Here is a 26,204-nt window from a genome sequence, read left to right as displayed (position 1 = left end):
GCTCTCTTCGCCCGCGCTTGACCACCGGATCGTAACGGACGCAGTCCCATGTCGAAATTGAAACTGAGCGGCGTGAGCAAGGCTTACGGCGCGACCTTGGCGCTCCGCCGCGGCGACCTCGAAGTCATGGCCGGCGAGGTCCATGTGCTGATGGGCTCGAACGGCTCCGGCAAGAGCACGCTCTGCAAGATCATCGCCGGCAGCGTGCGGCCGGACGATGGCCGGATCCTGATCGACGACACGCCGGTTACGATCACCGGGCCGCGCTCGGCCCGGGCGCAGGGTATCGGCATCTTCTATCAGGAGCTCAGCCTCGCCGCCCACCGCACGGTCGAGGAAAACGTCTGCCTGGCCGCGCTGCCGGCCAAGGCCCGGCTCTTCGTCGACCGGGCGACGCTGAAGGAGCGGGCGGCGCGCTACATCACGCTGTTTGAAGGCGTATCCGGCGAAGGATTTTCCGCCGACGCGCTCGTCGGCAATCTCAGGCCCGACCAGCGCCAGCTCGTCGAGATCATGAAGGCGCTGGCAAGCGAGGCACCGCTGATCATCTTCGACGAACCGACCTCGGCGCTCGATCGCGCCCAGGTGGAGCGGTTCTTCGAGATCCTGCGCGACCTGAAGCGGCGCGGCCGCGGCATCATCTTCATCTCACACCGCATGGATGAGATCAAGGCGATCGGCGACCGGGTGACGATCATCCGCGACGGCGAGACGATCACCACGCTCAACCTCAATGAAACCGACGCGGGTACGGTTATCCGGCTGATGGTCGGCGGCGCCGGAGACATGCCGGCCTCGCAGTCCTCGGCGCCGGCTGCCGTCGACGCCAAGGACGGGGCGGCGCTGACGGTCCGCAACCTTTCCGGCTCCGGCTTCCGCAGTGTCAGCTTCGAAGTGGCGCGCGGCGAAATCCTCGGCTTCGGCGGACTGCACGGCCAGGGCCAGTCGGCGCTGCTTCGGGCGATCTTTGGCGCCGGTTCGATCGGGTCGGGCGAGATCCTGATCGGCAGCGACCGCTTCGACGCGGCAAGCCCGCGCGACGCCATCCGGCGCGGCTGCGCCTATGTCTCCGGCGATCGCGGCCGTGACGGCGTCATCAGCGGCCGGCCGATCATCGAGAACGTCACGCCCATCCATTATCTGCGCGACCGGCTGATGATCGCCAGGCCATCGAAGCTCCGCGACAAGGTCGCGCCGGCGCTCGAAAGCATGCATACGAAATTTGCGAGCCTCTTCCATCCGATCAACTCGCTCTCCGGCGGCAACCAGCAGAAGGTGATCATCGCTCGCTGGCTGATCGACCGCCCCGACGTGCTCTTGCTCGATGATCCGACCAAGGGCATCGACCTCTCTGCCAAGGCCGATCTCTTCGCACTGATCCGGCAACTGGCGGCCGACGGGCTCGGCATCGTGCTTTATTCCTCGGAGGATGCCGAGCTGCTCGGCAATGCCAACCGCATCCTGGTGTTCAACGGCGGCTCGGTCAGCCGGGAACTCACCGGTCCCGAGCGCACTCGCTACAATCTATACCAAGCCGCTTACGAGGCCGCCTGATGGCAGAGATCGCAACCAGCCCGACCTACCGGCGCGCCGGCGGCCTGCGCAGACTGCTCGAGCGCTATCCTTTCCTGCCGGCGCTCGCCATCGTCCTGGTGCTGCTTGCCTTGAACGGCATCTTCTCGCCGAACAGCCTCAGCTACCGGTCGCTGACCGGGCTTTTAAGCACCTATATGGCGCTGATCCTGCTGGCGATCGCCCAGACCTATGTGGTCTATGCCGGCGACATCGATCTCTCTGCCGGCTCGATTCTGTCGCTCGTCAATGTCGCAATAATCGTCCTGATGGAGCGCTGGGGCGGAGGAGCCGGCGCGGTGCTGCTGGCACTCGCCATCGGTCTCTTGCTGGGGCTTGCCTGCGGCCTAGTCAACGGGCTCGTCGTAGCAGCGCTGCGGCTGCAGGCGATCGTCGCCACTTTCGCGACGAGCATCTTCTTCACCGGTCTGGCGCTTTATATCCTGCCGGTTGCCGGCACGCCGGCGCCGACGATCTTCTGGCGCACCTATGGCGGCCGGCTGCTCGGGCTGCCCTTCGTCTTCTATATCCTCGTGGGCCTGGTCGTCCTGCTCGCAGTGCTGAGCCGGACGCGTCTTGCGACGCAATTGCTCGCCGTCGGCGACGACCAGCAGGCGGCCTACCAGACCGGACTGCCGGTGGTGGCGATCCGGATCCGCGGCTATCTGCTCTGCGGCCTGTTTTCGGCACTTGCCGCCTTCTGCATCACGGGCGACACGGCAAGCGGCGATCCGCTGGTCGGCGGCAAGATGACGCTCTTCAGCGTCGCGGCGGTGGTGCTCGGCGGCAGCGCGCTTTCGGGCGGCTGGGGAACGGTGGTCGGCTCGCTCCTTGGGGCGCTGACGATCGGCCTCATCAGTTCGGTGGTCTTCTTCATGGGCACGCCTTCGGAGTGGCAGAATTTCGTCCAGGGCCTGGCGATCCTCGTCGTCCTGATGGCGGGCGTGCTCGCCGGCCGGAGGGCGCGGCCATGAGCAGGGTGACGTCTTTCCTCCGCCAGCCGATCGTCGTCGCGCTCGCGCTGATCGTCCTGCTCCTCTATCTCGGCGCGCTCCTGTCTCCGGGCTTTGCCAGCGGGGCGCAGATCCTGCGGCTCCTGATCGTCGCCTCGCTGCTCGGCATCGTAGCGGCCGGCCAGAATGTCGTCATCCTCGGCGGGCGCGAGGGCATCGATCTGTCGGTCGGCGGCGTCGTGTCGCTGTCGGCAATCATCGCCGGCAATGTCATGAACGGCGCCGATATCGGCATCTTGCCGGCGATCGCCGCCTGCCTCGTGGCCGGCGCCTTCTTCGGGCTCCTGAACGGCCTCGGCATCACGCTGCTGCGCATCCCACCGCTGGTGATGACGCTCGGCATGCTCGGCGTTCTGCAAGGCCTGCTCGTTGTCATCCGCATGGGCATTCCCTCCGGCCAGGCCGCACCGGCCTTGTCGCGCTTCGTCACCCAGCCGCTTTTTCTCAGTGTGCCGGGGATCATCTGGCTCTGGGTGGCGATCGGCATCCTGATGGCCTTCATGCTGAACCGCACCGTCTTCGGCCACCGAATCTATGCGATCGGCTCGAACGAGCACGCGGCCTATATGGCCGGTGTTCCGGTGAGGCTGATGCGCATCGCGCTGTTCATGATCTCCGGCATGTTCGCGGCGGTCGCCGGCCTCTGCCTGCTCGGCTATTCCGGATCGTCCTTCGCCAATGTCGGCGAGCAATACACGCTGACCTCGATCATCGCCGTCGTCTTCGGCGGCACGTCGCTCGCCGGAGGCAAGGGCGGCTATACCGGCACCATGGCCGGCGCCTTCCTGCTCGTCATCCTGCAGGGCATCCTCACAACCGTGAACATCGACGAATCCGGCCGACAGATGGTGTTCGGGGCAACGCTGCTTCTTCTCATGATGTTCTATGGCCGGGGCCGGGCGATGCGTGCATGAGGGAGCGACCGAAGATCAAGGACATTGCCGAGAAGGCCGGCGTGTCGGTCGCCACCGTCTCGCGCGCGCTTTCCGGCTCGGCGCTGGTGACGGCCGAGACGCGCCAGCGCATCCATGATCTGGCGCGCGAGCTTAATTACCGCCCGAATGTCAGCGCTCGCAACTTGAGAACGCGCAAGTCGATGGCCGTGCTCCTCGTTGTGCGCGACGTCGGCAATCCCTTCTATCTCGACATCCTGAAGGGCGTCGAGGCGATGGCACGGGAAGCCGGCTATGCGGTGCTGATGGGCAATACCGAAAACGATCCGGTTCGCGAGATTGAATATTTCAACATGCTGCGCGACGGCCATGCCGACGGCATGATCCTGATGACCGGCAAACTGCCGCCGCCGGCCGGCAATCGCTCGGGCAGTTGGAACCACCTGCCGGTGGTGGTGGCGCTGGAAATGATCGAGGGTTCGGGACTGCCGCATGTGCAGGTCGACAATGTCGGGGCTGCGCGCGCGGCGGTCGAGCATCTGATTTCCCTCGGGCACCGGCGGATCGCCCATATCAGCGGTCCCGTGCCCGAACCGATGAGCGTCTACCGCCGGGAGGGCTACCGGCTCGCCATGCGCGAAGCGGGCCTCGCGATCCCGCCGGGCTACGAGGTGCGCGGCAACTTTCTGCTCGAAAGCGGCGAGGACTGCTGCCGGACGCTTTTTGACCTGCCGCAGCCGCCGACGGCGCTTTTCGTCGCCAATGACGAGATGGCCTATGGCGCCGCCCACGAGCTGAGGCGGATGGGGCGCGACGTGCCGGGCGAAGTCTCGGTCGTCGGTTTCGACGATCTTTATCTGAGCAAGGCCTTCTACCCGCCACTGACGACAGTCAGCCAGCCGCGCGCCGAGATCGGCCGCACGGCGATGGGACTTCTGCTCAGCATCCTTTCGGGCGGCAGCCTTGGCACAGGCGAACCGATCGTGCTGCCGACGGCGCTCAATATCAGGGCCAGCACGGCACCGCCTGAGGCATAGATGATAGGGAGGGAAGGAATGACCGCACTACCGAAACAGACCCTGCGCATCGGCTTTGTCGGGACCGGCTTCATCGCTCGCTTCCATCTGCAATCGCTCATCGGCGTGCGCCATGTGGAGGTGACCGGCGTCTACAGCCGCAAGGCTGAAAATCGCGAGCGCTTCGCCGAGGAGGTCAGGGCCCTCGAGCTCGGCAGCTGCCGCACCCACGGAAGTCTCGACCACCTTCTGTCGGCCGAGGATGTCGATGCGATCTGGATTCTTTCGCCCAACTATACACGGCTCGAGGTGATGCGAACGCTCCATGCCGAGATCAAGGCGGGCCGCAGCCAGGTCTTCGCGGTCGCCTGCGAAAAGCCGCTGGCACGCACCGTCGCCGAGGCCCGCGAAATGCTGCGTCTCGCCGAGGACGCCGGCCTCAATAACGGCTATCTCGAAAACCAGGTGTTCTGCACCCCGGTGCTGCGCGGCAAGGAGATCATCTGGCGCCGCGCCGCCTCGACCACGGGACGGCCCTATCTGGCGCGCGCTGCCGAAGAGCATTCCGGCCCGCACGAGCCGTGGTTCTGGCAGGGCGACAAGCAGGGCGGCGGCGTGCTTTCCGACATGATGTGCCACAGCGTCGAGGTGGCGCGCCATCTGCTGACGGCGCCCGGAGCGCCGCGCAGTTCCCTCAAAGTGAAGTCGGTCAACGGAACCGTCGCGAATCTCAAATGGACCCGGCCGAACTATGCCGACCAACTGCGCCAGCGCTACGGCGGCGAGGTCGACTACCGCAACCGCCCCTCGGAGGATTTCGCCCGCGCCACCGTGACGCTTGAAGACGAGGAGGGCAATGAGCTGATGATCGAGGCGACGACCTCCTGGGCCTATGTCGGCGCCGGCTTACGCATCCAGCTTGAGCTGCTCGGCCCCGAATATGCGCTGGAATATAATTCGCTCGGCACGGGGCTAAAAATCTTCCTGTCGCGGGCGGTCACGGGTTCCGAGGGCGAGGACCTTGTCGAAAAGCAGAACGCCGAACAGGGGCTGATGCCGGTGCTCGAGGACGAGGCCGGCGTCTATGGCTATACGGACGAGAACCGGCACATGGTCGAGTGTTTCCGCAAGGGCGCGAAGCCGCTTGAAACCTTCGAGGACGGCCTTGCCGTCGTCGAGATCCTGATGGGGCTCTACCGCTCGGCCGAAATCGGCGCGACGCTGCATTTCCCGGCGCCGGAGCTCGAGAATTACGTGCCGCTGGTGGCGCGCACGGGGGCGTGAGGCATCCCTTCCATTCGGTATCGCCTGCGCTGGCGCGTCTGGCTATAGTCCCTGCAAAGGATTCGGCCGGCGGAGAATGACCAGCCGCAGCGACGGGAGGACAAGACGATGCAGACAAACACGGCTAACCGAGGTGGCGGAGCACGGCCATGCTGATCCTCGACAAGGTATTCCTGGTCACCGGCGGCGGCTCCGGGCTTGGGGCGGCCGTGGCGCGAATGTTCGTTGCGGAAGGTGCGCAGGTCGTCATCGCCGACATCAATGCGGAGGCGGGCGCCGCGATCGCCGCGGAACTTGGTGATCGCGCCTGTTTCGTGCGGACCGACGTGACGAGCGAGACGGACGGCGCCGCCGCGGTGCAGGCCGCCCTCGACAGCTTCGGGCATTTGCACGGGCTCATCAACTGCGCCGGCATTGCGCCCGGTGAAAAGGTGCTCGGCCGTGACGGGCCCCATCGGCTCGACAGTTTTAGCCGCGCGATCGGCATCAACCTCATCGGCACGTTCAACATGATCCGGCTTGCCGCCGCGGCGATCGCCAGGGAGGAGCCGGATCTCGAAGGCGGCCGCGGGGTGATCGTCAACACCGCTTCGGTCGCCGCCTTCGACGGCCAGATCGGCCAGGCGGCTTACGCGGCCTCGAAGGGCGGCGTCGTGGCAATGACGCTGCCGATTGCCCGCGAACTCGCCCGTTCCGGCATCCGCGTGGTCTCGATCGCGCCCGGCATTTTCGAAACGCCGATGATGGCCGGCATGCCGCAGGAGGTGCAGGACTCGCTCGGCAAGAGCGTGCCCTTCCCGCCGCGCCTCGGCCGGCCGGGCGAATATGCGGCGCTGGTGCGGCACATCTGCGAGAACGACATGCTGAACGGCGAGGTCATCCGCCTCGACGGGGCGCTGAGGATGGGGGCGCGGTAGGTGCGCAGAGCATTGGCAGTCAGGTGGATTTACCTGATGTCGCACTACAGCGCCGCGCGTCTTATCAGACGCGCAAAGGTCGCTGTAGCACTTTGAATTGCTGCATGTCCTTGTCCTTAAAAATGGACGTTGATTAAGGAGACATGCAGCAAGGCGTAAAAACAAACAGATGGGCGGTGGCGCGAACATAGGTGAGCGCATCACGCTCTATGGCCGATGATCCCAGGGATTGACGATCGCGACACCGGTTTCGGCGAAATCGCTGACGTTGCGGGTCGCTAAAGCGGCTCCACGGGAGAGGGCGATCGCGGCAATCTGGGCATCGAACTGGCTGATGGGACGGCCGCTCTTGCGCCGCTGGGAAGCAATGGAAGCGTAAGCATCGGCGGCCTCGCCGTCGAATGGCAGAATGCGCCCGGAAAGATCCTCGCGGAAGATGAGTGCGATCGCGGCCTCGAGTTCGCGTCGGCGGCGTCCTTCGCTCATGATACGAATTCCGTACAGAATCTCCGCTTGTGTGACGGTTGTCGTGAAGATGGACGCCGGCGGCTGCTCTGCCAGCCATGCTTCAACCAAAACAGACGGGATAGGCGCAAGCAGTTCCGAGAGAACGTTGGTGTCGAGGATAATCAAGCCGAGAAATCCGGGGTCTCGCGGATTGCTTCGCGAGGGGGAAGTTCAAGTTCCACACCCCCAAGCGGCGCAATGCGGGACCGGATCGCCGCGGCGAGATTGCGCGGGCGCCCTTCGCCGGTCGATAGCGCTGCGCGCAGGATATCGCGAGCCTCATCCTCCATGGACCGCCCATGTGCCGCCGCGCGAACGCGCAAACGTTGCTTCAGTGCGTCATCGAGATTGCGAATCGTCATGCTCGCCACGGGTCGCTCCTTCTCATCAATGATTGCAGTTTAATCGTTGATTGCAAACATCGCAAGACGTTGCTCCCGGAAACGGATGCTGCGACCCCGAGCGGCGTTCCTCTTGTCGCCGGGTTTGGTGGGATGCCTTTCCGCCCTCATCCCTGCTGCTTGTCACAGGAAGGGGTGGAGGTGAGGCCTTGCCGTACGGGCGCCGCTCAGTCCGACGACAACCACTCTTCGGTGTCTACGACCGTCACTTGAACCGAGAAGCGGTTGCACAGAAGTTCGAGCGATGCGTCGTGCGTTTCATCGGTGGTACTGCACACCGCGTCCTTCAGCAGGATCACCTTGTAACCGAGATCGACGGCCCCGAGGGTCGCGGCGAGCACGCAGATATCCGTCTCTCCTCCTGTTACGACCAGCGTCCCGATATTCTGATCGGTCAAGGCGCGATGCAGCCGGCCGCTTGTCCATGGCGAATAGGTGGTCTTGTCGAAGATACGCCCTGGCGGGACCAATCTCTTCAGGTCCGCAATCAGGTCCACAAGTTCCGGGTTCAACTGGGTGGTGGTCATCATCGGCCATTTTTCGTAATAGGCCCGCCACATGCCGGGCATCTGCTCCGGGACGGGTGGCGGCACGAAGCGCGTGAAGATCGTGCGCTCCGGGAAACGGGCGGCAACCTCGATGATCTGGTCGAACACATTGGGCATCCACGCGACGTGCCACGGGGTGCCCTCGGCGAACATTCGCTGCATGTCTATGCACAGGTGGATCCATTTCTCCTGGTTCATTTCGTTCTCCGCGCTACCTCTGAGGCCAAGGCCGCAGGCGATGTGATTAAGAACTCGAAGAGAGAGAAGCAGTTCCAGAGGAGTTTGAAGATCGGCTGTTTGGCGGCCGGTCGGTGTGGCCGATGGCAGGAGGCCTCGTCACCGCAGCCTGACGGGCCGGACTATTCGCGTGTTCGTTCGCGGTTTCCACGTAGAGCGCCGGCAAGGAAGGGCCGGGCGTCCTGGTTATTTTTCGCCATCAGACGCGCAGGGGCTCGGCCGGCGACGGCGAGCGGACTTTGCGCTGTCGAAAACCGCTATCTCAACCGCTTTCCGCTTTCGTCGAACAACAGGGCGCAGGCCGGGTCGAAGCGGGCGGCGATGCCGTCGCCGGATTTGAGGCCGCGGCCGTTCTTTGTTTCGATCACCACGAGTTCGCCATTGCCGTGGCGAGCATAAGCGAAGGTCTCGCCGCCGAGATGCTCCAGCATGTCGATCGTCAGGTCGAGGCTTGCCGAGCCTTGCTCCTTGAAGTGTTCGGGCCGGATGCCGACGGTTATGGGCATTCCCGGCGCCACGTGCGTGAGAGCGACCGGAACCTTGGTGTCGGCATAGTCCGGCAGCCGCGCATAGACTTCGCCGTCGCCGGTCTCGATCACCCCCTTCAGGAAATTCATCTTCGGCGAGCCGATGAAGCCGGCGACGAAAAGGTTGGCGGGATCGTCGTAGAGGTCGAGCGGCGAGCCGACCTGCTCGACGACGCCGGCGCGCATCACGACGATCTTGTCGGCGAGCGTCATCGCCTCGACCTGGTCGTGCGTCACATAGATGATCGTGGCGGCGAGCTGCTTGTGCAGCCGCGCGATCTCGATGCGCATGTGGACGCGCAGCTCCGCATCGAGGTTCGACAGCGGCTCGTCGAAGAGGAAGATCTTCGGGTGGCGGACGATCGCCCGGCCGATCGCCACGCGCTGCCTCTGGCCGCCGGAAAGCTGCTTCGGCTTGCGGTCGAGCAGCGGCCCGAGCTCGAGGATGTTTGCGGCCTCCATCACCCGCTTCTCGATCTCGACCTTCGGGACGCCGGCAAAACGTAACGCAAAGCCCATGTTCTCGCGGACGGTCATGTGCGGATAGAGCGCATAGGACTGGAAGACCATGGCGATGCCGCGCTTCGACGGATCGACATCGTTCATCAGCATGTCGTCGATCGTCAGGTCGCCGGAGGTGATTTCCTCGAGGCCGGCGATCATCCGGAGCAGGGTCGACTTGCCGCAGCCGGAGGGGCCGACGAAGACGACGAACTCGCCGGACTTGATGTCGAGATCGACGCCCTTGATGACTTCGAGGCCGCCATAGGATTTGCGGACATTGCTGAGTTGAAGTTCGCTCATGCGCGCGGCGCTCCTTCGGGCGTAGCCGCGAGCTCAAGCTTCGCTGTGCCGAGACGCGATGAGGCGACGGTGACGGAAATGCCGCCGGCTTCGCCCGTCGACTCCAGCCAGAAGCCGGTCGAGCCGCCCTGGAAGACGACGCGTGCCGGTCCGAGAAGCCGCGCCGGGCCGTGAACCGCAATGTCAACGGCATCATTGAGGAAGGGCAGGATGTTGCCGACCTGGTCGAGGGCGCGGATGATGACACGCACGCTGTCGCGGCCTTCCGACCTGATCGTCTTGCTGTCGGCCTCGATTTCCAGAGTCGTCGGCAGCGGGTCGGCGACCATCTTGAGATGGGCGACGGCCTTGCCGCCGATGAAGCCGGTGAACTCGGCACTCTCCCACTTCATGCCCCAGACGCCGAGCTCGTCCTTGGTGAAGTGGCGATGGTCGATGACCACGGGCGCATGCGGCAAATGCGGGAACATCTCGCGGTCCGGTCCGACGCGCTTCGTCAGCGAGCCGTATTTCAGTTCGATCTCGTCGCAATTGGTCAGCACGATCAAGGGCAGCACGCCGCCGATATTGCGCTCGCCCCGGGCCCAGAAGGTGACCGGCTTCATCACCACTTCTTCCGCCGGTTCGCATTGGCTGGCATAAACGTAAGCGGCGAATTTCGGCTCGCGGAACATGTCCATGACGCCGTGATAGCAGATCCGGTCGCCGGAGCCGAAATCCTTGTGGGTGTTGTAGTCGAACATGCACCAGCCGATCGCGCCGGAAATGCTCGGGTCGCCATGGGCGGCGTTCAGCACCTCGAGGTGCCGGCGGACGTGCTCGGCCTGCCGCTGCTCCTGGTCGTAGATCTTCGTCGGGTACATATGGCCGCCGAACTCGGTGATGATATAGGGCACCTTGCGCGAGAGCCCGGTGCATTCCTGTTGCGGCCGCAGCGCCGTGCGCGGCCGGTTCGAGCCGGGCAGCTCCTCGTTGCCGAGGATGAAGTCGTTCATCGTGTAGACGTCTTCGAGGAATTCGCTGTCGGTGATGTAGCGCACGCCGCCGGTCTGGCGGGTCGGATCGAGCTCGCGGGCGAGGCGGTTCGTTTCGACGTAGAAATCACGCGAGTCCTGTGATTCGTTGATACGCACGCCCCAGATGACGATCGATGGATGGTTCCAGTCGCGCTCGATCATTCGACGGACGTTACGGATCGACTCCTGTTTCCATTCCTCGCCACCGATATGTTGCCAGCCGGGGATCTCCTCGAAGACCAGCAGGCCGATCCGGTCGCAATGGTCGAGGAACCATTTCGACTGCGGATAATGCGAGGTGCGGACGAGATTGCAGTGGAGCTTGTGCTTCATGAGTTCCGCGTCACGCTCCTGCGCCGTGCGCCCCATGGCGTAGCCGACATAGGGGAAGGCCTGGTGGCGGTTGAGGCCGCGGATCTTCAGCGGTCGGCCGTTCAGCCGGAAGCCGTCGACTGTGAACTCGGCGGTGCGGAAGCCGAAATGCGAGGCAAGCACGTCGCGGCCGTGGTCGGTGCGGAGCTGGACTTCCGCCTGGTAGAGAACCGGATGGTCGATGTCCCAGAGCGACAGGCCCTTGAGGCCGGTCATTTCCAGCGTAACGTTTTCGCCCTCAGTCTCGCCGATTGCTTCGGCCAGAAGCTCGCCATTGGCGTCCCTCAAGAGCGCGGTCACGGTACCGGCGAAGGCGAGGCCTTGCGGATTGGCGAGATCGCAGCGGATCGTGACGGACTTCGCGTCGGAAAGCACGTCGCCGGTTTCGATCTTGATATTGCCGATCGCGACCGTGTCGGTGAGCTTCAGCCAGACGTCGCGATAGATGCCGGCATAGGTGAGATAATCGATCCGGCCGCCGAAGGGCGGGATTTCCGGGTTCTCGCTGCCATCGATCTTGACGGTGATCAGGTTGTCGCCCTTGCGGAGCCTGCCGGTCAGCCGCGCTTCGAAGGGCGTATAGCCGTCCCTGTGGGCGATGATCTCCTCGCCGTTCAGATAGACGACCGCGTCCGCCATGGCCGCGTCGAAGACGAGCGAGACCTCGCGCTCGGCGAATTCGGGACGCCAGGCGATGACCTTCTGATAGGTGAAGGCGCGCTGATAGGAGGTCTCGTCGAAATAGTTGAAGGGCAGCTCGACGGCGTTGTGCGGCAGGCTGACGAGCTCACCGGCCTTGAGCTTGCCGGCATCGGCGGCATTGAAGCCTTCGGAAAAGAACCATGAATTGTTGAATGAGGTAACAGAGCGCATCATCGTTCCTATTTGACTGAGCCCAGCATGCCCTGGACGAACTGGCGTTGCATGAAGAAGAAGACGGCGAGCGTCGGAAGCGTCGCGAGGATCGTGCCGACCATCACCACGCCGTAGTCGGGGTAATAGGCGGAGGCGAGCGACGAGATGACCAGCGTGATCGTCTTGGTCTCGTTCGACTGCAAGACGATCAGCGGCCAGAGATAGTTGTTCCAGGCGGTCATGAAGACGATGATGAAGGCGGCCGCATAGGTCGAGCGCATCACCGGCACATAGATATAGAGGAAGATCTGCCACTCCTTCAGGCCGTCGACCTTCGCCGCGTCGCGCAGCTCCGACGGGAAGGCCTTGGTGCTCTGGCGGAAATAGAAGACGATGAAGGCCGAGCCGATCGTCGGCAGCACGACGGCGATGTGGGTGTTGATGAGGCCCATCTTGCCCATCATGATGAAGAGCGGGATCATCAGCGCCGCAAAGGGGATCATCAGCGTCAGCAGCATCGCCCGGTAAAGGCGCTCACGGTGGCGCGACCGGAAGATCTCGAAACCGTAGCCGGCAAGCGATGAGACGGCGAGGGTAAGCACGGTCGCAAAAATGGTCACCTTCGCCGAATTCCAGAAGACCAGCGGCACGTTCACCAGGGTGAAGAAGTTGGCGATGTTGGTTGCCAGCGCCTCGCCCGGCGCAAGCCTGCCCTTGATGATGTCGATCGAGGAATTGGTGGCGCCGAGCGCCATCCAGATGAAAGGGAAGACGGAGAGGAAGGCCATCAGCCCGACGAAGCCATAGGTCAGGATGGCGGAGGCGATGTTGGCGGTACTGGTTCTCATTTGTCGCGCTCCCTTGCCAGGAAGAACTGCAGGAAGGCGAGGATGGCGACGAGAATGACGATGACGTAGGAAACCGTCGCCGCGTAACCGAAATTCGGCATGAAGCGGAAGGTCAGGTTGTAGATATAGAGCGACAGGGTGAGCGTCGCATTCGATGGGCCGCCCTTGCCTTCGGTGAGGTTATAGACCTCGTCGAAGAGCTGCAGCGTACCGATCGTCGAAATCACCGTGGTGAACAGGATGACCGGCTTCAAGAGCGGTATGGTGATGTGGGTAAAGCGCGCCCAGGCCGGAACGCCGTCGATGCGGGCGACCTCGTAGATCGACCTGTCGATGTTCTGCAGCGCCGCGAGATAGAAGATCATGTTGTAGCCGGTCCAGCGCCAGGTGATGGCGATGATGACGAGCGCCTTCGCCCAGAAGGGATGCGTCTGCCAGGGAATGGGCGAGGCAATGATGCCAATCGCCTGAAGCGTCGAATTGACGATGCCGTCGAATGCGAACATGCCCTTGAAGAGCACAGAATAGGCGACGAGCGAGGTGACGCACGGGAGGAAGATGGCGGTGCGGAAGAACGCCCGGCCGACGAGCCGCGGATTGTTGAGGAGCGACGCCAGGATGAGGGCGAGCAGGATCATGATCGGCACCTGCACGACGAAGTAGGTCATCGTGTTGGTCAGCGCCTTGATGAACACTGCATCGTTCCAGAGGCGGACGATGTTGCCGAAGCCGGCGAACTTCATCATCATGCCGCGGCCGGACTGGAAGGACATCCAGAGCGACCAGAAAATCGGATAGACCATGAACAGGGCGATCAGCCCGAGCGCCGGCGCGACGAACAGCCAGCCATTGACGTCGTAATATCGGCCGATGCCGCCGCGGCGGGCGAGAGCCATCGTCAACCTCATGATTAACAGGGAACCACTGGCCGTGGCTTAAGCCGCCACGGCCAACTGTAGAGCGGCAGGCCGCTTTGCCCGCCTGCTCGCTTTCCCGGCTACTGGATGTGCCCGGCGACTTCGGCGTCGATCGCCTTCAGTGCTTCGTCTACCGGCGTGCCCTGGGTCAGCGCCGGCAGTTGCGCTGTGACCGCGAGGTCGGCCTCGTTGGTGAAGATGCCGTAGTTCACCGACGGCACCTTGGCGAGCCAGTCGGAGAAGTTCTGCCAGACCTTCTCACCACCGAAGAACGGATCGGCCGCCTCATAGGCCGCGCCGCTACGGGCGGCGAGCAGCGAACCGACGGCGCCGCGGTCCTGCAGGATCTTCTGGTAGAAATCGATGTCCTTGCCGTAAATCTCGTTGAGGAAATCGATCGCCTCGGCCTTTTCCGCGGAGCTTTCGAGCACGTACCAGCTCGATCCGCCGAGATTCGACGCATGCGTCGCGCCTTCGATCGAGAGCGCCGGGATCGGCGCCACACCCCATTTGCCGGCCTGGTCCGGCTGCGCCTTGACGGTGCCGGTGATCCACACGCCAGTCACGACCGACGCGACATCACCCGAGGTGAAAGTTCCAACCCAGTCGGACCAGCCGTTGGCTGGTTTGTAGATATTGGCGGACATGATCTTGCCGACCGTCTCGACCGCTGCCTTCAGCGCCGGATTGCCGGTGATGTTCGCCTTGCCTTCCTTGTCGAAATACCATTGGCCGGCCGATTGCATGATGATGCGGACGAGGCCGGCATCGTTCGGGTCGAGACCGATCATCTTCTTGCCGGTCTTCGCCTCGACCTGCTGGCCGATCTCGATGAATCGATCCCAGGTGAGGCTCTGCATGTCTTCCGGTTTGAAGCCGGCCTGCTCGAGGTAGTCCTTACGATAATAGAGCCCGGTGACGCCCGAATCGAAGGGCATGCCGTAGACCTGGCCGTCGACGGTCATCACTTCAACCTTGTAGGGAGCGAAGCCGGAGTAGTCGACGGTGCCGGATAGGGCCGCGAAGGCGCCGGGGAAGGATTGCAGATATTTCTGCGCGCCGTAGTCCTCGATCAGCACAATATCGGGCAGCGCGTCGGCAGTGCCGGAGGCAAGGCCCGTCTGCAGCTTCTGCTCGACGTCGGTCTTGGCGAAATCGACGACGTTGAAGGTGACGTCGGGATGCGTCTTGGTATAGCGGGCGCCGGCTTCCTTCATGATCGCGACATTGAAGTTCGGATCCCAGCACCAGATGGTGATTTCCTTCGCCTCTGCGGCGGTGACCGCCAGGAAGCTGGCGCTTGCGAGCGCAAGAGCGGCGATCCGCGACAGATGGGCACGCGCGAAAATATCCATGAATTTCCTCCCTCAAGGTTCGTTCCCCGAGACAGTCCTCCCTGTCTCGACGCGGAGTATTTCCTAAAATCGAGAGCGATGCAAGATTTTCAGTAAATATTTACTTGCTGGCTTCGGCCCAGCCAGTTCCCATCTCGGAGGCCCGAAAAACCCATCCGGGCCATTCAAGCCCGCTCTATGTCCGTGTGTGTAAAATCGTCACCTTTGAAGAGAAGAGGGAGGTGGTAGGTTTTCGCGCAAGCATAGGAGAAGCAGTCTCCGAAGTTCAGCCGTGCGGCATGGGCAACGACGCCTCCATAGGTTCGGCAGGCTTCGATCGCCATGCGATGCATGGTGCCATCGATAGGCTTCGCTTTCGCTCCAATCGTCTCGATGAACGCTTCAACATGCTGTTGTGCCAGATCGATTAGGTAAGGTGGGATCGGCACTTGGTTTCCAAGAGTGCCATCTCGCTTCTTACGGGCTAGGCTGATGACCGCCTCGAACATCGAGATCGACGAATAGTAGATCGGCCGCTTCGCCTTCTCGATCTTGTCGATCAGCATGTCGGCATCCTCCTCCTCCCCGAGGATAGCAACTATTGCAGAGGCGTCGAGGAACATCAGGCATCGCCCCACTGCTCATCGGTGAATTTCTTCATGTCGAAGTTCGGATCGTCGGGACCCATGGCACGAACGCTCTCTTGAATCCTTTTGATCCGCCCTTTCAACGGGATGGTCTTTTTTGCTCGTTCTAACTCGTTGAGAAGCGCCCTGCGCACCGCTTCGGTCTTATTGGGAGCATTGATGGCCTGCTGGACCTGCTTCGCAAGGTCGCCGACGGCATCGTCGCGAATATAGAGGGCCATAGGATCTCCTGAGGATGTATATCCTGGCTTCGAATATACGTATATTCTATCCGGGATATACAGCGGTGGCAAGCTGACCGTTTCGGGGAAATGAAGTCGCAATTGCCAGAGGGGAGTGCGAGTTAGGTCGGTTCGCTCCAATTGCGCCACGGCGTATGACGACTGCCCAAACGCTAGACAGGGCTCAATTCGCCCAATCTTGTCGGTCCGTGATCGACCGGCGCGGGCGTGCTGCCGCGCCAGACGATCTCGGTGCCGAGCACCACCTTCTTGGCGACTTCACGTCCGGACAGGCGCTCGAGCAGCAGGTCGACGGCGGTTTCGCCGATCAATTCGGCCGGGATCTTGACGGTGGTCAGCGGCGGTCCGAGGAACTGCGCCACCGGAATATCGTTGAAGCTCGCCACCGCCACATCCTCGGGGATCCTCAGGCCCATCTCGTGAATGGCCCGGTAGGCGCCGAGCGCCATGTTGTCGTTGCAGGTGATCAGCACCTTCGGCGGGCTGGGGTTCGACAGCATCGTCCTGGCGAGCGCGTAGCCGCTATCGGGTGTCATCCGTTCGACGAGGCACAGATCCGGATCGAAAAGCCCGGCCTTCGTCATCCACTCGATATAGGTGCGACAGCGACGCTCCGAATGGATGTTTTCGGGCTCGTGAAACGCGTCGATCCAGCCGATGAAGCCGATCCGTCGATAGCCCATGGCGTGAACCGCACCGAGGAGCCGGGTCATCGCCGTCGCGACGTCGCTGAGGACGCTGTCGTCCGCGTCGCCGGCCGGCGCGTAGTCGGCGAAGACGAGGTGGCGGCTGTGGCGGTGCAGCCATTCGAGCGCGTCGCCATAATAATGGCCGACGGCAACGACGCCGGAGGCGCCCTCGAGGATCGCCGCTTCCGGAGGGCTTCCCGTATGGACGATCTTGACGATCTCGCTTTTCAGCGCCTGGCAGCGGCTCTCGATGCCGAGCCGGACGCCGACATAATAGGGATCGGCGAGTTCCTGGGCCGGTTCGAGGAAATGCACGAGCGCAATCTTCAATCCCAAGCCGATGCCTTGGGCGGCTGCCCGGCTGCGGTTGCGCGGCGTCGCATAGTTCAGCGCCTCGGCGGTTTCGATGATCGCCTGACGTTTCCGGGTGGAGATCGACAGAGTCGGATCGTAGTTCAGGACCCGCGACACGGTTGCCGAAGACACGCCGACGGCCGCTGCGATTTCCTTGATTGTCACCATTCTCTTACGTCCCGCCAGTCAGCCGCGTCTTGCACGCCTTATTTAGTAAAATTTTATCGCGCAGATTTCAATCGCAAGCAGCAGCGAGCGTCGTCACCTGCTCACTTGTCTTCTGGGGTTTGGCGGGCACGCTCGCATACATGCCGGTGGTGCGGAACTCGGTCGGGCTCGCGCCGAAGACGCGGCGGAAGACCTTGGCGAAATAGTTGGGATCGTCGAAGCCGGAGAGGATCGCCACTTCCTTGACCGGCAGGTCCGCGGTCTTGGTCAACAGCTTCACCGCCCTTTGCAGCCGCTTCTGCAGCACGAATTCGGCGGGCGGCATGCCTTCGCTTGCGGCGAAGACCCGAGAGAAATGGGCACGGCTCAAGCCGGAGACGCGGGCGAGTTCCTCAACCGGCAGCGGCTTTTCGAGGTTTGCCATGATGTGATCGATGACGTGATGCATCGTTCGGTATTCCTCGCTGAAGACCGGGTGCGAGCCGAACACGTCGTCATAGAGCGCCATTGCCGCCTCATAGGCGATCGCCGAGGCGCGGCCGGGCGTCTCGCCGCCGGTGATCAGCCGGAGGCTGCAGTCGGCGAGGTGCTCGACCGTCTCCGGCTGCAGCTTCAGAACCGGCCCGGTAACCGCTAGGATGGAACGGTGGATGCGAAGCGCCTCCTCGCCGTTCATCGAGATCCAGAAAAACTCCCACCGCCCGTCCTCCTCCAGCCAATAGCGGTGATTGTGCGGTACGAGCAGCAGCAGCGTGTCCCCCTCACGCACGCGATGGGTGCGGTTCTCGTAGCGCAGGTTTCCAGCGCCGCCGAGTGTATGCTGCAGCACCGTGAACGGCGTCTGGCCGCGCTTTCGCCCGTCCCAGTCATAGCCGCCTTCGGTCCTGATCTCGTAGCCGGTGCTCGTCGGCATGGTGTGCAGGCTCTGCCTTCCCCGTGGCAGCGAAACGGTCCGCATCACCGGGCCCTGGTCGATCAATTGCTGCAGCACAGAATTACCCATGAAAGCACAATCCCTCTCTAGTCGCGCTCCGGATTATACACATAATGGCCACAGATCGCGCAAGACGCACGGCTAACCGGCGTTGGAAACAGGGTTTTCAGTGAGGACGTCCCGTCGGTCGCCGCCGGATCAATTCGATGAATTGATTTTACCCTTATTGCGCGAAGATCGCCATTGCGAGGAGGCATTGAACGAATATGGGCAGCTTCAAGATCGCCATTATCGGCGCCGGCAGCGTCGGTTTCACCAAGAAGCTTTTCACCGACATCCTGTCCGTACCGGAACTCCGCGACGTCGAGTTCGCACTGACGGATCTGAGCGAGCACAATCTCAGCATGATCAAGACGATCCTCGACCGGATCGTCGAGTCGAACGGACTGCCGACGCGGGTCACCGCAACCACCGATCGTCGCAAGGCCCTGGAAGGCGCCCGCTACATCATCAGCTGCGTCCGGGTCGGCGGGCTGGAGGCCTATGCGGACGACATTCGCATTCCGCTGAAATACGGCGTCGACCAATGCGTCGGCGACACGATCTGCGCCGGCGGCATTCTATACGGCCAGCGCAACATCCCGGTGATCCTCGACTTCTGCAAGGATATCCGCGAAGTGGCCGAGCCGGGCGCCAAGTTCCTGAACTATGCCAACCCGATGGCGATGAACACGTGGGCGGCGATCGAATACGGCAAGGTCGATACGGTCGGCCTCTGCCATGGCGTCCAGCACGGCGCCGAGCAGATTGCCGAAATCCTTGGCGCCAAGGACGGCGAACTCGACTATGTCTGCTCTGGCATCAACCACCAGACCTGGTTCATCGACGTGCGCCTGAACGGCCGCAAGATCGGCAAGGACGAACTCGTCGCCGCCTTCGAGGCGCATCCGGTCTTCTCCAAACAGGAAAAGCTCAGGATCGATGTGTTGAAGCGCTTCGGTGTCTATTCGACGGAAAGCAACGGCCATCTTTCCGAATATCTGCCCTGGTACCGCAAGCGTCCCGACGAGATCACCAAGTGGATCGACATGTCGGACTGGATCCACGGCGAGACCGGCGGGTATCTCCGCTATTCGACCGAGACCCGCAACTGGTTCGAGACTGAATATCCTCGCTTCCTCGAGGAGGCAGGCAAGCCGCTCGACAAGATCAAGCGGTCGAACGAGCACGCTAGTCATATTCTGGAAGCGCTGGAGACGGGCCGTGTCTATCGCGGCCATTTCAACCTCAAGAACAAAGGCGTGATCACCAACCTGCCGGCCGATGCGATCATCGAATCCCCTGGCTTCGTCGATCGTTTCGGCATTAACATGGTGTCCGGCATCACGCTTCCCGAGGCCTGTGCCGCCACCTGCATCTCGTCGATCAATGTCCAGCGCATGTCCGTCCATGCGGCGATCACCGGCGACATCGATCTTCTGAAGCTTGCGGTGCTGCACGACCCGCTGGTCGGCGCGATCTGTACGCCGGAGGAGGTCTGGCAGATGGTCGACGAAATGGTCGTCGCTCAGGCTGAGTGGTTGCCGCAATACGCCCATGCCGTCGAGGCGGCGAAGGATCGGCTCGCCCGATCGACGGTGAAGACCCGCGAGTGGACGGGTGCCGCCCGGCGCCAGGTGCGCTCGATCGAGGAGATCCGCGCCGAGAAGGAAGCCGCGAAGCTCCGCGCCGCCGGCTAGGTGCTGTGGACTTGAAGGATGGTGACAGCGGTTACCCCTCTGGCCTTTTGGGATTGCCCTCTCCACGGTTTAACCCGAGGACTAGCCCTCTCCCCGCAGGCGGGGAAAGGGGACTTGAACCGGCGCCGCGAGTCTCCTTCGCCCCGCTTGCGGGGAGAAGGTGGTCGGCAGGCCGGATGAGGGGGTATCCGAGACCAAAAAGGGATAGCCCGCGGGCCAAAACCGCCCGCGCATTGAAATAACGCCGCGAATACATCCGCGTGAGGAGACGCGGTGCTCGTGGCCAAGGAGGAGCGCCACCCGCCCCGGCGTGGCGAATTGAGGAGGGAGAACCTGAGGCAATGAAAACGCATCGACTGACAACAACGGCCAGCCTGCTGATCGGCATATCCGCCTTTGCGGTGCAGGCCTTTGCATCCGAGCCGACCGTCGTGCCCGAGCAGCCGCCGGTGCCGGCGCAGGGCAAGATCACCTATGTGCCGCGCGATTCCATTCTCGAGTTCAAGGCTTTGCCCGAATACAAAGAGCCGGAATGGGTGACGGAGAAATTCGTCAAGACCGGCAAGCTGCCGCCCGTCGCCGAGCGCCTGCCGAAGGAGCCTATGGTCTTCAAGACCGGCAACATGCCCGACGGCATGGGCGCCTATGGCGACGTCATGCGCCACGTCATCGGCGGCCGGCCGGAAGGCTGGAACTACAGCGCCGGCCAGACCCAAGGCTGGGGCGGCATCGATATCGGCATGTCGGAATGCCTGACGCGCACCGCCCCGCTCTACCAGGTCGAGGCCTCCGACGTCGAGCCGCTGCCGAACCTCGCCAGAAGCTGGGAGTGGTCGCAGGACGGCCACAAGCTCACCATGCACCTGATCGAAGGTGCGAAATGGTCGGACGGCGACCCCTTCGACGCCGACGATGTGATGTTCTACTGGGACGACAACGTAGTCGATCCCAATGTCTCGCCGCTGAACGGCGCGACGCCCGAAACCTTCGGCGAGGGGACGACGCTCAAGAAGGTTGACCAGTACACGGTCGAATGGACCTTCAAGGAGGCCTTCCCGCGCCAGCATCTCTATGCCATGGCCTATGGCACCTTCTGCCCCGGCCCGTCGCATATCCTGAAGACCAAGCATCCGAAATATGCCGGCACGACCTATGACCAGTACAAGAACGGCTTCCCGCCGGAATATATGAACATTCCGGTGATGGGCGCCTGGGTTCCGGTCGCTTACCGCCCGGACGACATCATCGTGCTGCGCCGCAATCCCTACTATTGGAAGGTCGACGAGGCCGGCAACCAGCTGCCCTACCTGAACGAAGTGCACTACAAGCTGTCGACCTGGGCCGACCGCGACGTTCAGGCGATCGCCGGATCGGGCGACTTCTCCAACCTCGAGCAGCCGGAAAACTTCGTCGAATCGCTGAAGCGAGCGGCCAACGAAGCGGCACCGGCCCGGCTCGCCTTCGCCCCGCGGGTCATCGGCTACAATCTGCGCATGAACTACTCGGCCAATGGCTGGGGAGAGCCGGACGAACGCGCCCAGGCAGTCCGCGAACTCAACCGCAATCTCGACTTCCGCAAGGCCGTCACCATGGCGGTCGATCGCAAGAAGCTCGGCGAAGCGCTGGTGAAAGGCCCCTTCACGGCGATCTATCCGGGCGGGCTTTCCTCCGGCACGAGCTTCTATGATCGGAACTCGACCATCTATTATCCGTTCGAGCTCGAAGGCGCCAAGGCGCTCCTCGAAAAGGTCGGCCTCAAGGACACCGACGGCAACGGCTTCGTCAACTTCCCTGAAGGCACCGCCGGCGGGGCCGACGTGCAGATCGTGATGCTCGTCAATTCCGACTACGGCACCGACCGCAACCTTGCGGAAGGCCTGATAGGCCAGATGGAACAGCTTGGCCTAAAGGTGGTGTTGAATTCGGTCGACGGCACCAAGCGTGACGCGACGCAGTATGCGGGCAAGTTCGACTGGCTGATCCGCCGCAACGACCAGGAGCTGACCTCCGTCGTGCAGAACACGACGCAGCTCGCTCCGACCGGCCCGCGCACCAGCTGGCACCACCGCGCCCCGGAAAGCGGCAAGGTCGACCTCATGCCCTACGAGCAGGAACTCGTCGACATCGTCAACAAGTTCATCGCGAGCAACGACAACGACGCGCGCGCCGAACTGATGAAGCAGTTCCAGAAGGTCTCGACCGAGAATGTCGATACCGTCGGGCTCACCGAATATCCGGGAGCGCTGATCATCAACAAGCGCTTCTCGAACATTCCTCCGGGCGCGCCGATCTTCATGTTCAACTGGGCCGAAGACACGATCATCCGCGAGCGGGTCTTCGTGGCCGCCGACAAGCAGGGCGACTACGAGCTCTATGCCGAGCAGCTTCCGGGCAAGCCCGGCGAAAGCGGCCCGAGCAATTGAACGTGATTGTCTCTCCCGGCCCTGACCTTAAAGGCCGGGAGATCGCCCTTCACTCCTAGGCGTGGCCGGCCGTCCCGGCACCGCCACTGGAAAACCGACAGAAGGAAACGGCCATGTTCAGATTTCTGATGGTCCGCATCGCCTCTGCCATTCCGGTGCTGTTCGTCCTGAGCGTGGTGACCTTCGCCATCATCCAGGCGCCGCCCGGCGACTACAGCGACTATATCCGCTCGCAGCTCATCAACCAGGGCGGCGCCTCGTTCGAGGAAGCCGATGCCCAGGCGCAGGCCTACCGCAAGGAACACGGTCTCGATAAGCCGCTGCCGCTGCAATACGTCAACTGGATGACCGGTATCGTGACGCGCGGCGACTTCGGCCACAGCCTCTACTACAACAAGCCGGTTGCCGACGTCGTAGGCGAGCGCCTGCCGCGCACGCTTGCACTGGCGCTCGTCTGCCACATTCTTGCGTCCGTGATCGGCATCGGCTTCGGCATTCTTGCGGCGACCAAGCAATATTCCTGGGTCGACAGCCTGCTTTCGACCGTCTCCTTCCTCGGCATGACGGTGCCGCGCTTCCTGATGGCGCTGATCATCGTCTATATCCTCGTCTTCCATTTCAATGTGAGCGAGATCAACAGCTTCCATTCGGCCCGCTATGGCGGCGCGCCCTGGTCCTGGGACAAGTTCGTCGACCTGGTGAAGCACGTCTGGCCGGTCGTGGCGATCGCCACCTTCGGCGGGCTTGCGTACAACATGCGCGTGATGCGCGGGAACCTGCTCGACACGCTGAACGCCCAATATGTCGAGACCGCCCGCGCCAAGGGCCTGAGTGAAGGCGCCGTCGTGATGCGGCACGCCGTTCCGAACGCGCTGCACCCGCTCATCATGTATCAGGGCGTCGTGCTTCCCTACATGCTGACCGGCGAGATCGAGACGGCGATCATCTTCGCACTGCCGACCGTCGGGCCGGCGATCGTCGGCTCCATGTGGGTGGGCGACGTCTATGTCACCGCCACTTTCATGCTGGTGCTCTCGGCAACGCTGATCGTCGGCAACATCATCGCCGACATGCTGCTCGCCGCGCTCGATCCGCGCGTGCGCATGGGAGGGGGGGCCTACGCATGACCATCGAAGCCCACGGCACAGTACCGGTCGCCATGCAGCCGGAAGAAAAGCATCATCACGAGAGCTATACCGCGCTCGTCTGGCGGCGGCTGAAGCGCTCCTGGACCGGTCTGCTCGGCCTGATCCTCGTCAGCCTGCTGATCCTCATGGCGATCTTTGCCGATTTCCTGTCGCCGGTCGATCCGAAGGCGACCGGGGTCGCCTTTGCGCCGCCGCAGGCGATCAGCTTCACCGACAAGGACGGCAACTTCGTCTTCTCGCCGCGCAGCTATCCGGTGCGCGAGACGGAGGAGCTCGATCCGATCACCTTCCAGCCAGTCATCGGTCCCGACTACGACAATCCGCAGCTCCTCGGCTTCTTCGTCGAGGGCGCTCCCTACAGGCTCTTCGGGCTGATCCCGGCTGAGCGCCATCTCTTCGGCGCCGTCGACGGTACGCCGGTGCACCTGCTCGGCACCGACAAGTTCGGCCGGGACGTGCTGTCGCGCATCCTCTACGGCTCGCGCATCTCGCTGATCATAGCGCTGACGGTGGTCTCGATCGTCACCGTGGTCGGCACGACCGTCGGCATGGTATCGGGCTATTTCGGCGGGCGCTTCGATGCCTGGGTGCAGCGCTTCGTCGAGCTCGTGCTCGCCTTCCCCCAACTGCCGCTCTACCTGGCGCTCTCATCGCTGATCCCAGTGACGGCGCCGACCAATGTCTTCCTCGCCTTCGTCGTGATCGTGATGTCGGCACTCGGCTGGGCGCAGATGTCACGAGAGGTGCGCGGCAAGACGCTGGCTCTGGCGCGGATCGACTATGTCAGGGCGGCAATCGCCATCGGCGCGACCGACCGACGCATCATCTTCCAGCACATTTTCCCGAATGTGATGAGCCACGTGATCGTCGCCGTGACGCTGGCGATTCCGCAGGTGGTGCTTCTCGAATCCTTCCTCGGCTTCCTCGGTTTTGCGGTGAAACCGCCGCTGATTTCCTGGGGGCTGATGCTGCAGGATACCGCGAACTATTCGGCGATCGGCTCCTATCCGTGGATCCTCTCGCCGGTCGCTTTCGTGCTCGTCACCGTCTTCGCCTTCAATGCGTTGGGCGACGGCCTGCGCGACGCAATCGACCCCTATTGAGGAGCACGCCGATGGCAACAGTCGAAACCATTGTGCCGGCACCGGCAGAACGGCGTGACCGCCACACCAAGGACACGCGGCCGGTCATCGACGCCCGCAGGGTGGCCGTCACCTTCAAGGTCGAGGACGGCACCGTCGAGGCGGTGAAGGACGTCTCCTTCCAGCTCTATCGAGGCGAGACGGTGGCGATCGTCGGCGAGTCCGGTTCGGGCAAGTCGGTGACGGCCCGTACCGTCATGGGGCTTCTTTCCAAGCGTGCCACGATCGCCTCGCATTCGCGCATCGAATATGATGGCAAGGACGTGCTGAAGTTCTCGAAGCGGCAACGCCGGGCGCTGCGCGGTGACCGAATCTCGATGATCTTCCAGGAGCCGATGAGCTCGCTGAACCCGGTCTACTCGATCGGTAGCCAGATCATCGAGGCGATCCGGGCGCATCGTCGGATGAGCCGCCGCGCGGCGAGCGAGCGGGCGCTCGAACTGCTGCGCCATGTGCAGATCCCCGACCCGGAGGCGCGGCTCAACCAGTATCCGCATCAGCTTTCCGGCGGCCAGCGCCAGCGCGTCATGATCGCCATGGCGCTCGCCAACGACCCCGATGTCTTGATCGCCGACGAGCCGACGACGGCCCTCGATGTCACCGTGCAGGCCCAGATCCTCAACCTGATCCGCAAGCTGCAGCAGGAGCTCGGCATGGCGGTGATCCTCATCACCCACGACCTGACGGTGGTCAGGCAGTTCTCCGACTATGTCTATGTGATGCAGCTCGGCGAGGTGAAGGAGCACAACACGACGGAGGCGCTCTTCGCCAACCCGCAGCATGCCTATACGCGACGGCTGCTTGCCTCCGAGCCGACCGGATCGGCCAAGCCGCTGCCGGACAATGCGCCGATCATGCTCGATGGGCGGAACGTCCGGGTCTCGTTCATGCTGAAGAAGGGCGGCTTCTTCAAGCCGGAGCTGAAGGAACTCGTCGCGGTCGACAGCCTCAGCCTCAATCTCCGCCGGCACGAGACGCTCGGCCTCGTCGGCGAGTCCGGCTCCGGCAAGACGACCTTCGGCCAGGCGCTGATCCGGCTGATCAACACCGATGGCGGCGAGATCTATTTCGAAGGCCAGCCGATCCACGGCAAGGACCGCAAGGGAATGCGGCCGCTGCGCTCGCGCATCCAGATCGTCTTCCAAGATCCCTTCGCATCGCTCAATCCGCGCATGTCGATCGGCCAGATCATCGAGGAAGGACTGATCGTCAACGGCCTCGGCGAGAACCGCAGGGATAGGCTTGCGCGTGTCCAGGACGCGCTTGTCAGCGCCGGCATGCCCCCCAATATTCTGTCACGCTTCCCGCACGAATTTTCCGGCGGCCAGCGCCAGCGCATCGCGATTGCCCGGGCGATCGCGCTCGAGCCGGAATTCATCCTGCTCGACGAGCCGACCTCGGCGCTCGATCTCTCGGTGCAGGCCCAGATCATCGAGCTGTTGCGCAAGCTCCAGGACGAGCGGGGCTTGAGCTACCTCTTCATCTCGCACGACCTGAAGGTTGTGCGTGCGCTCTGCCATCGGGTGGTGGTGATGCAGCACGGCAAGATCGTCGAGGAGGGGCCGGTGAGCGAAATTCTTTCCAATCCCAAGACTGCCTATACGAAGCGGCTCGTGAGAGCCGCCTTCGAAGTGGCCGCGTGACCTTCCAGAACAGA

Annotated in this window: 23 protein-coding genes; 11 read left to right on the top strand and 12 right to left on the bottom strand. The window is 63.0% G+C overall.

Annotated elements, in window-relative coordinates; all coding sequences use genetic code 11:
- The first annotated feature begins 48 nt into the window (after nt 1–48).
- The 6 genes from ATC00_RS12145 (at nt 49) to ATC00_RS12120 (ending at nt 6,695) form a co-directional block, all read left to right on the top strand.
- The gene (locus ATC00_RS12145) at nt 49–1,554 is read left to right on the top strand and encodes a sugar ABC transporter ATP-binding protein (protein ID WP_064252941.1); all 1,506 of its coding nucleotides are present in this window, start codon (nt 49–51) and stop codon (nt 1,552–1,554) included.
- Complete coding sequence (locus ATC00_RS12140) at nt 1,554–2,546, top strand: ABC transporter permease (RefSeq protein ID WP_064252940.1); 993 nt, start codon at nt 1,554–1,556, stop codon at nt 2,544–2,546. The genes ATC00_RS12145 and ATC00_RS12140 overlap by 1 nt, the downstream gene beginning before the upstream one ends.
- Nucleotides 2,543–3,499: an ABC transporter permease gene (locus tag ATC00_RS32535; RefSeq protein WP_037389976.1), complete on the top strand. Its 957-nt coding sequence runs from the start codon at nt 2,543–2,545 to the stop codon at nt 3,497–3,499. The genes ATC00_RS12140 and ATC00_RS32535 overlap by 4 nt, the downstream gene beginning before the upstream one ends.
- Nucleotides 3,496–4,515: a LacI family DNA-binding transcriptional regulator gene (locus ATC00_RS12130; protein WP_064252939.1), complete on the top strand. Its 1,020-nt coding sequence runs from the start codon at nt 3,496–3,498 to the stop codon at nt 4,513–4,515. The genes ATC00_RS32535 and ATC00_RS12130 overlap by 4 nt, the downstream gene beginning before the upstream one ends.
- An 18-nt stretch (nt 4,516–4,533) precedes the next feature.
- Nucleotides 4,534–5,778 (top strand): Gfo/Idh/MocA family protein, encoded by a 1,245-nt coding sequence (locus ATC00_RS12125; protein ID WP_064252938.1) that lies wholly within the window; start codon nt 4,534–4,536, stop codon nt 5,776–5,778.
- A gap of 149 nt (nt 5,779–5,927) precedes the next feature.
- A complete protein-coding gene (locus tag ATC00_RS12120; protein WP_037389969.1) occupies nt 5,928–6,695 on the top strand; it encodes a 3-hydroxyacyl-CoA dehydrogenase in 768 nt (255 codons plus the stop codon).
- Nucleotides 6,696–6,902: 207 nt separating this feature from the next.
- Here ATC00_RS12120 and ATC00_RS12115 read toward each other — a convergent pair whose 3' ends face one another.
- From ATC00_RS12115 to ATC00_RS12060, 12 genes are all read right to left on the bottom strand, one after another.
- The gene (locus tag ATC00_RS12115) at nt 6,903–7,328 is read right to left on the bottom strand and encodes a type II toxin-antitoxin system VapC family toxin (protein WP_037389967.1); all 426 of its coding nucleotides are present in this window, start codon (nt 7,326–7,328) and stop codon (nt 6,903–6,905) included.
- Nucleotides 7,325–7,573: a FitA-like ribbon-helix-helix domain-containing protein gene (locus ATC00_RS12110; RefSeq protein WP_037389965.1), complete on the bottom strand. Its 249-nt coding sequence runs from the start codon at nt 7,571–7,573 to the stop codon at nt 7,325–7,327. Before ATC00_RS12110 ends, ATC00_RS12115 begins: the two co-directional genes overlap by 4 nt.
- A gap of 197 nt (nt 7,574–7,770) precedes the next feature.
- Nucleotides 7,771–8,349 carry a cysteine hydrolase family protein gene (locus tag ATC00_RS12105; protein WP_037389962.1) on the bottom strand — a complete coding sequence of 193 codons (579 nt, stop codon included), beginning with the start codon at nt 8,347–8,349 and terminating at the stop codon, nt 7,771–7,773.
- 296 nt (nt 8,350–8,645) lie between these two features.
- Entirely contained in the window at nt 8,646–9,719 is a 1,074-nt protein-coding gene (locus tag ATC00_RS12100) for an ABC transporter ATP-binding protein (RefSeq protein WP_064252937.1), read from the bottom strand.
- Nucleotides 9,716–11,980 (bottom strand): glycoside hydrolase family 2 protein, encoded by a 2,265-nt coding sequence (locus ATC00_RS12095; protein WP_064253067.1) that lies wholly within the window; start codon nt 11,978–11,980, stop codon nt 9,716–9,718. The genes ATC00_RS12100 and ATC00_RS12095 overlap by 4 nt, the downstream gene beginning before the upstream one ends.
- Before the next feature lie 8 nt (nt 11,981–11,988).
- Entirely contained in the window at nt 11,989–12,810 is an 822-nt protein-coding gene (locus ATC00_RS12090; RefSeq protein WP_037389957.1) for a carbohydrate ABC transporter permease, read from the bottom strand.
- A complete protein-coding gene (locus ATC00_RS12085) occupies nt 12,807–13,706 on the bottom strand; it encodes a carbohydrate ABC transporter permease (RefSeq protein WP_064252936.1) in 900 nt (299 codons plus the stop codon). Before ATC00_RS12085 ends, ATC00_RS12090 begins: the two co-directional genes overlap by 4 nt.
- A 101-nt stretch (nt 13,707–13,807) precedes the next feature.
- Complete coding sequence (locus ATC00_RS12080; RefSeq protein ID WP_064252935.1) at nt 13,808–15,082, bottom strand: ABC transporter substrate-binding protein; 1,275 nt, start codon at nt 15,080–15,082, stop codon at nt 13,808–13,810.
- A 164-nt stretch (nt 15,083–15,246) separates the two neighbouring features.
- Entirely contained in the window at nt 15,247–15,684 is a 438-nt protein-coding gene (locus tag ATC00_RS12075; protein ID WP_052035621.1) for a type II toxin-antitoxin system VapC family toxin, read from the bottom strand.
- A complete protein-coding gene (locus ATC00_RS12070) occupies nt 15,684–15,929 on the bottom strand; it encodes a type II toxin-antitoxin system VapB family antitoxin (protein ID WP_037389951.1) in 246 nt (81 codons plus the stop codon). The genes ATC00_RS12075 and ATC00_RS12070 overlap by 1 nt, the downstream gene beginning before the upstream one ends.
- A gap of 173 nt (nt 15,930–16,102) precedes the next feature.
- Nucleotides 16,103–17,161 (bottom strand): LacI family DNA-binding transcriptional regulator, encoded by a 1,059-nt coding sequence (locus ATC00_RS12065; protein ID WP_064252934.1) that lies wholly within the window; start codon nt 17,159–17,161, stop codon nt 16,103–16,105.
- 67 nt (nt 17,162–17,228) lie between these two features.
- The gene (locus ATC00_RS12060; RefSeq protein ID WP_064252933.1) at nt 17,229–18,164 is read right to left on the bottom strand and encodes an AraC family transcriptional regulator; all 936 of its coding nucleotides are present in this window, start codon (nt 18,162–18,164) and stop codon (nt 17,229–17,231) included.
- A 197-nt stretch (nt 18,165–18,361) separates the two neighbouring features.
- On the opposite strand from ATC00_RS12060, the gene melA reads away from it, so the two are divergent.
- The 5 genes from melA to ATC00_RS12035 all read left to right on the top strand — a co-directional run bounded on the left by melA (nt 18,362) and on the right by ATC00_RS12035 (nt 26,190).
- On the top strand, nt 18,362–19,834 hold the full coding sequence (gene melA / locus ATC00_RS12055) for an alpha-glucosidase/alpha-galactosidase (protein ID WP_064252932.1): 1,473 nt from the start codon (nt 18,362–18,364) through the stop codon (nt 19,832–19,834).
- A 341-nt stretch (nt 19,835–20,175) separates the two neighbouring features.
- Nucleotides 20,176–22,257, top strand: a complete 2,082-nt coding sequence (locus ATC00_RS12050; protein WP_064252931.1) for an ABC transporter substrate-binding protein — start codon at nt 20,176–20,178, stop codon at nt 22,255–22,257.
- 113 nt (nt 22,258–22,370) lie between these two features.
- Complete coding sequence (locus ATC00_RS12045) at nt 22,371–23,384, top strand: ABC transporter permease (protein ID WP_064252930.1); 1,014 nt, start codon at nt 22,371–22,373, stop codon at nt 23,382–23,384.
- On the top strand, nt 23,381–24,508 hold the full coding sequence (locus ATC00_RS12040) for an ABC transporter permease (RefSeq protein WP_064252929.1): 1,128 nt from the start codon (nt 23,381–23,383) through the stop codon (nt 24,506–24,508). Before ATC00_RS12045 ends, ATC00_RS12040 begins: the two co-directional genes overlap by 4 nt.
- 11 nt (nt 24,509–24,519) lie before the next feature.
- The gene (locus ATC00_RS12035) at nt 24,520–26,190 is read left to right on the top strand and encodes an ABC transporter ATP-binding protein (RefSeq protein ID WP_082912248.1); all 1,671 of its coding nucleotides are present in this window, start codon (nt 24,520–24,522) and stop codon (nt 26,188–26,190) included.
- Nucleotides 26,191–26,204: the final 14 nt, after the last annotated feature.

The sequence above is a fragment of the Sinorhizobium americanum genome, assembly GCF_001651855.1.
GTDB classification, from domain to species: domain Bacteria; phylum Pseudomonadota; class Alphaproteobacteria; order Rhizobiales; family Rhizobiaceae; genus Sinorhizobium; species Sinorhizobium americanum.
Note: the sequence above shows the minus strand (reverse complement) of the source record. Positions and strands in the feature narration are given on the sequence as shown.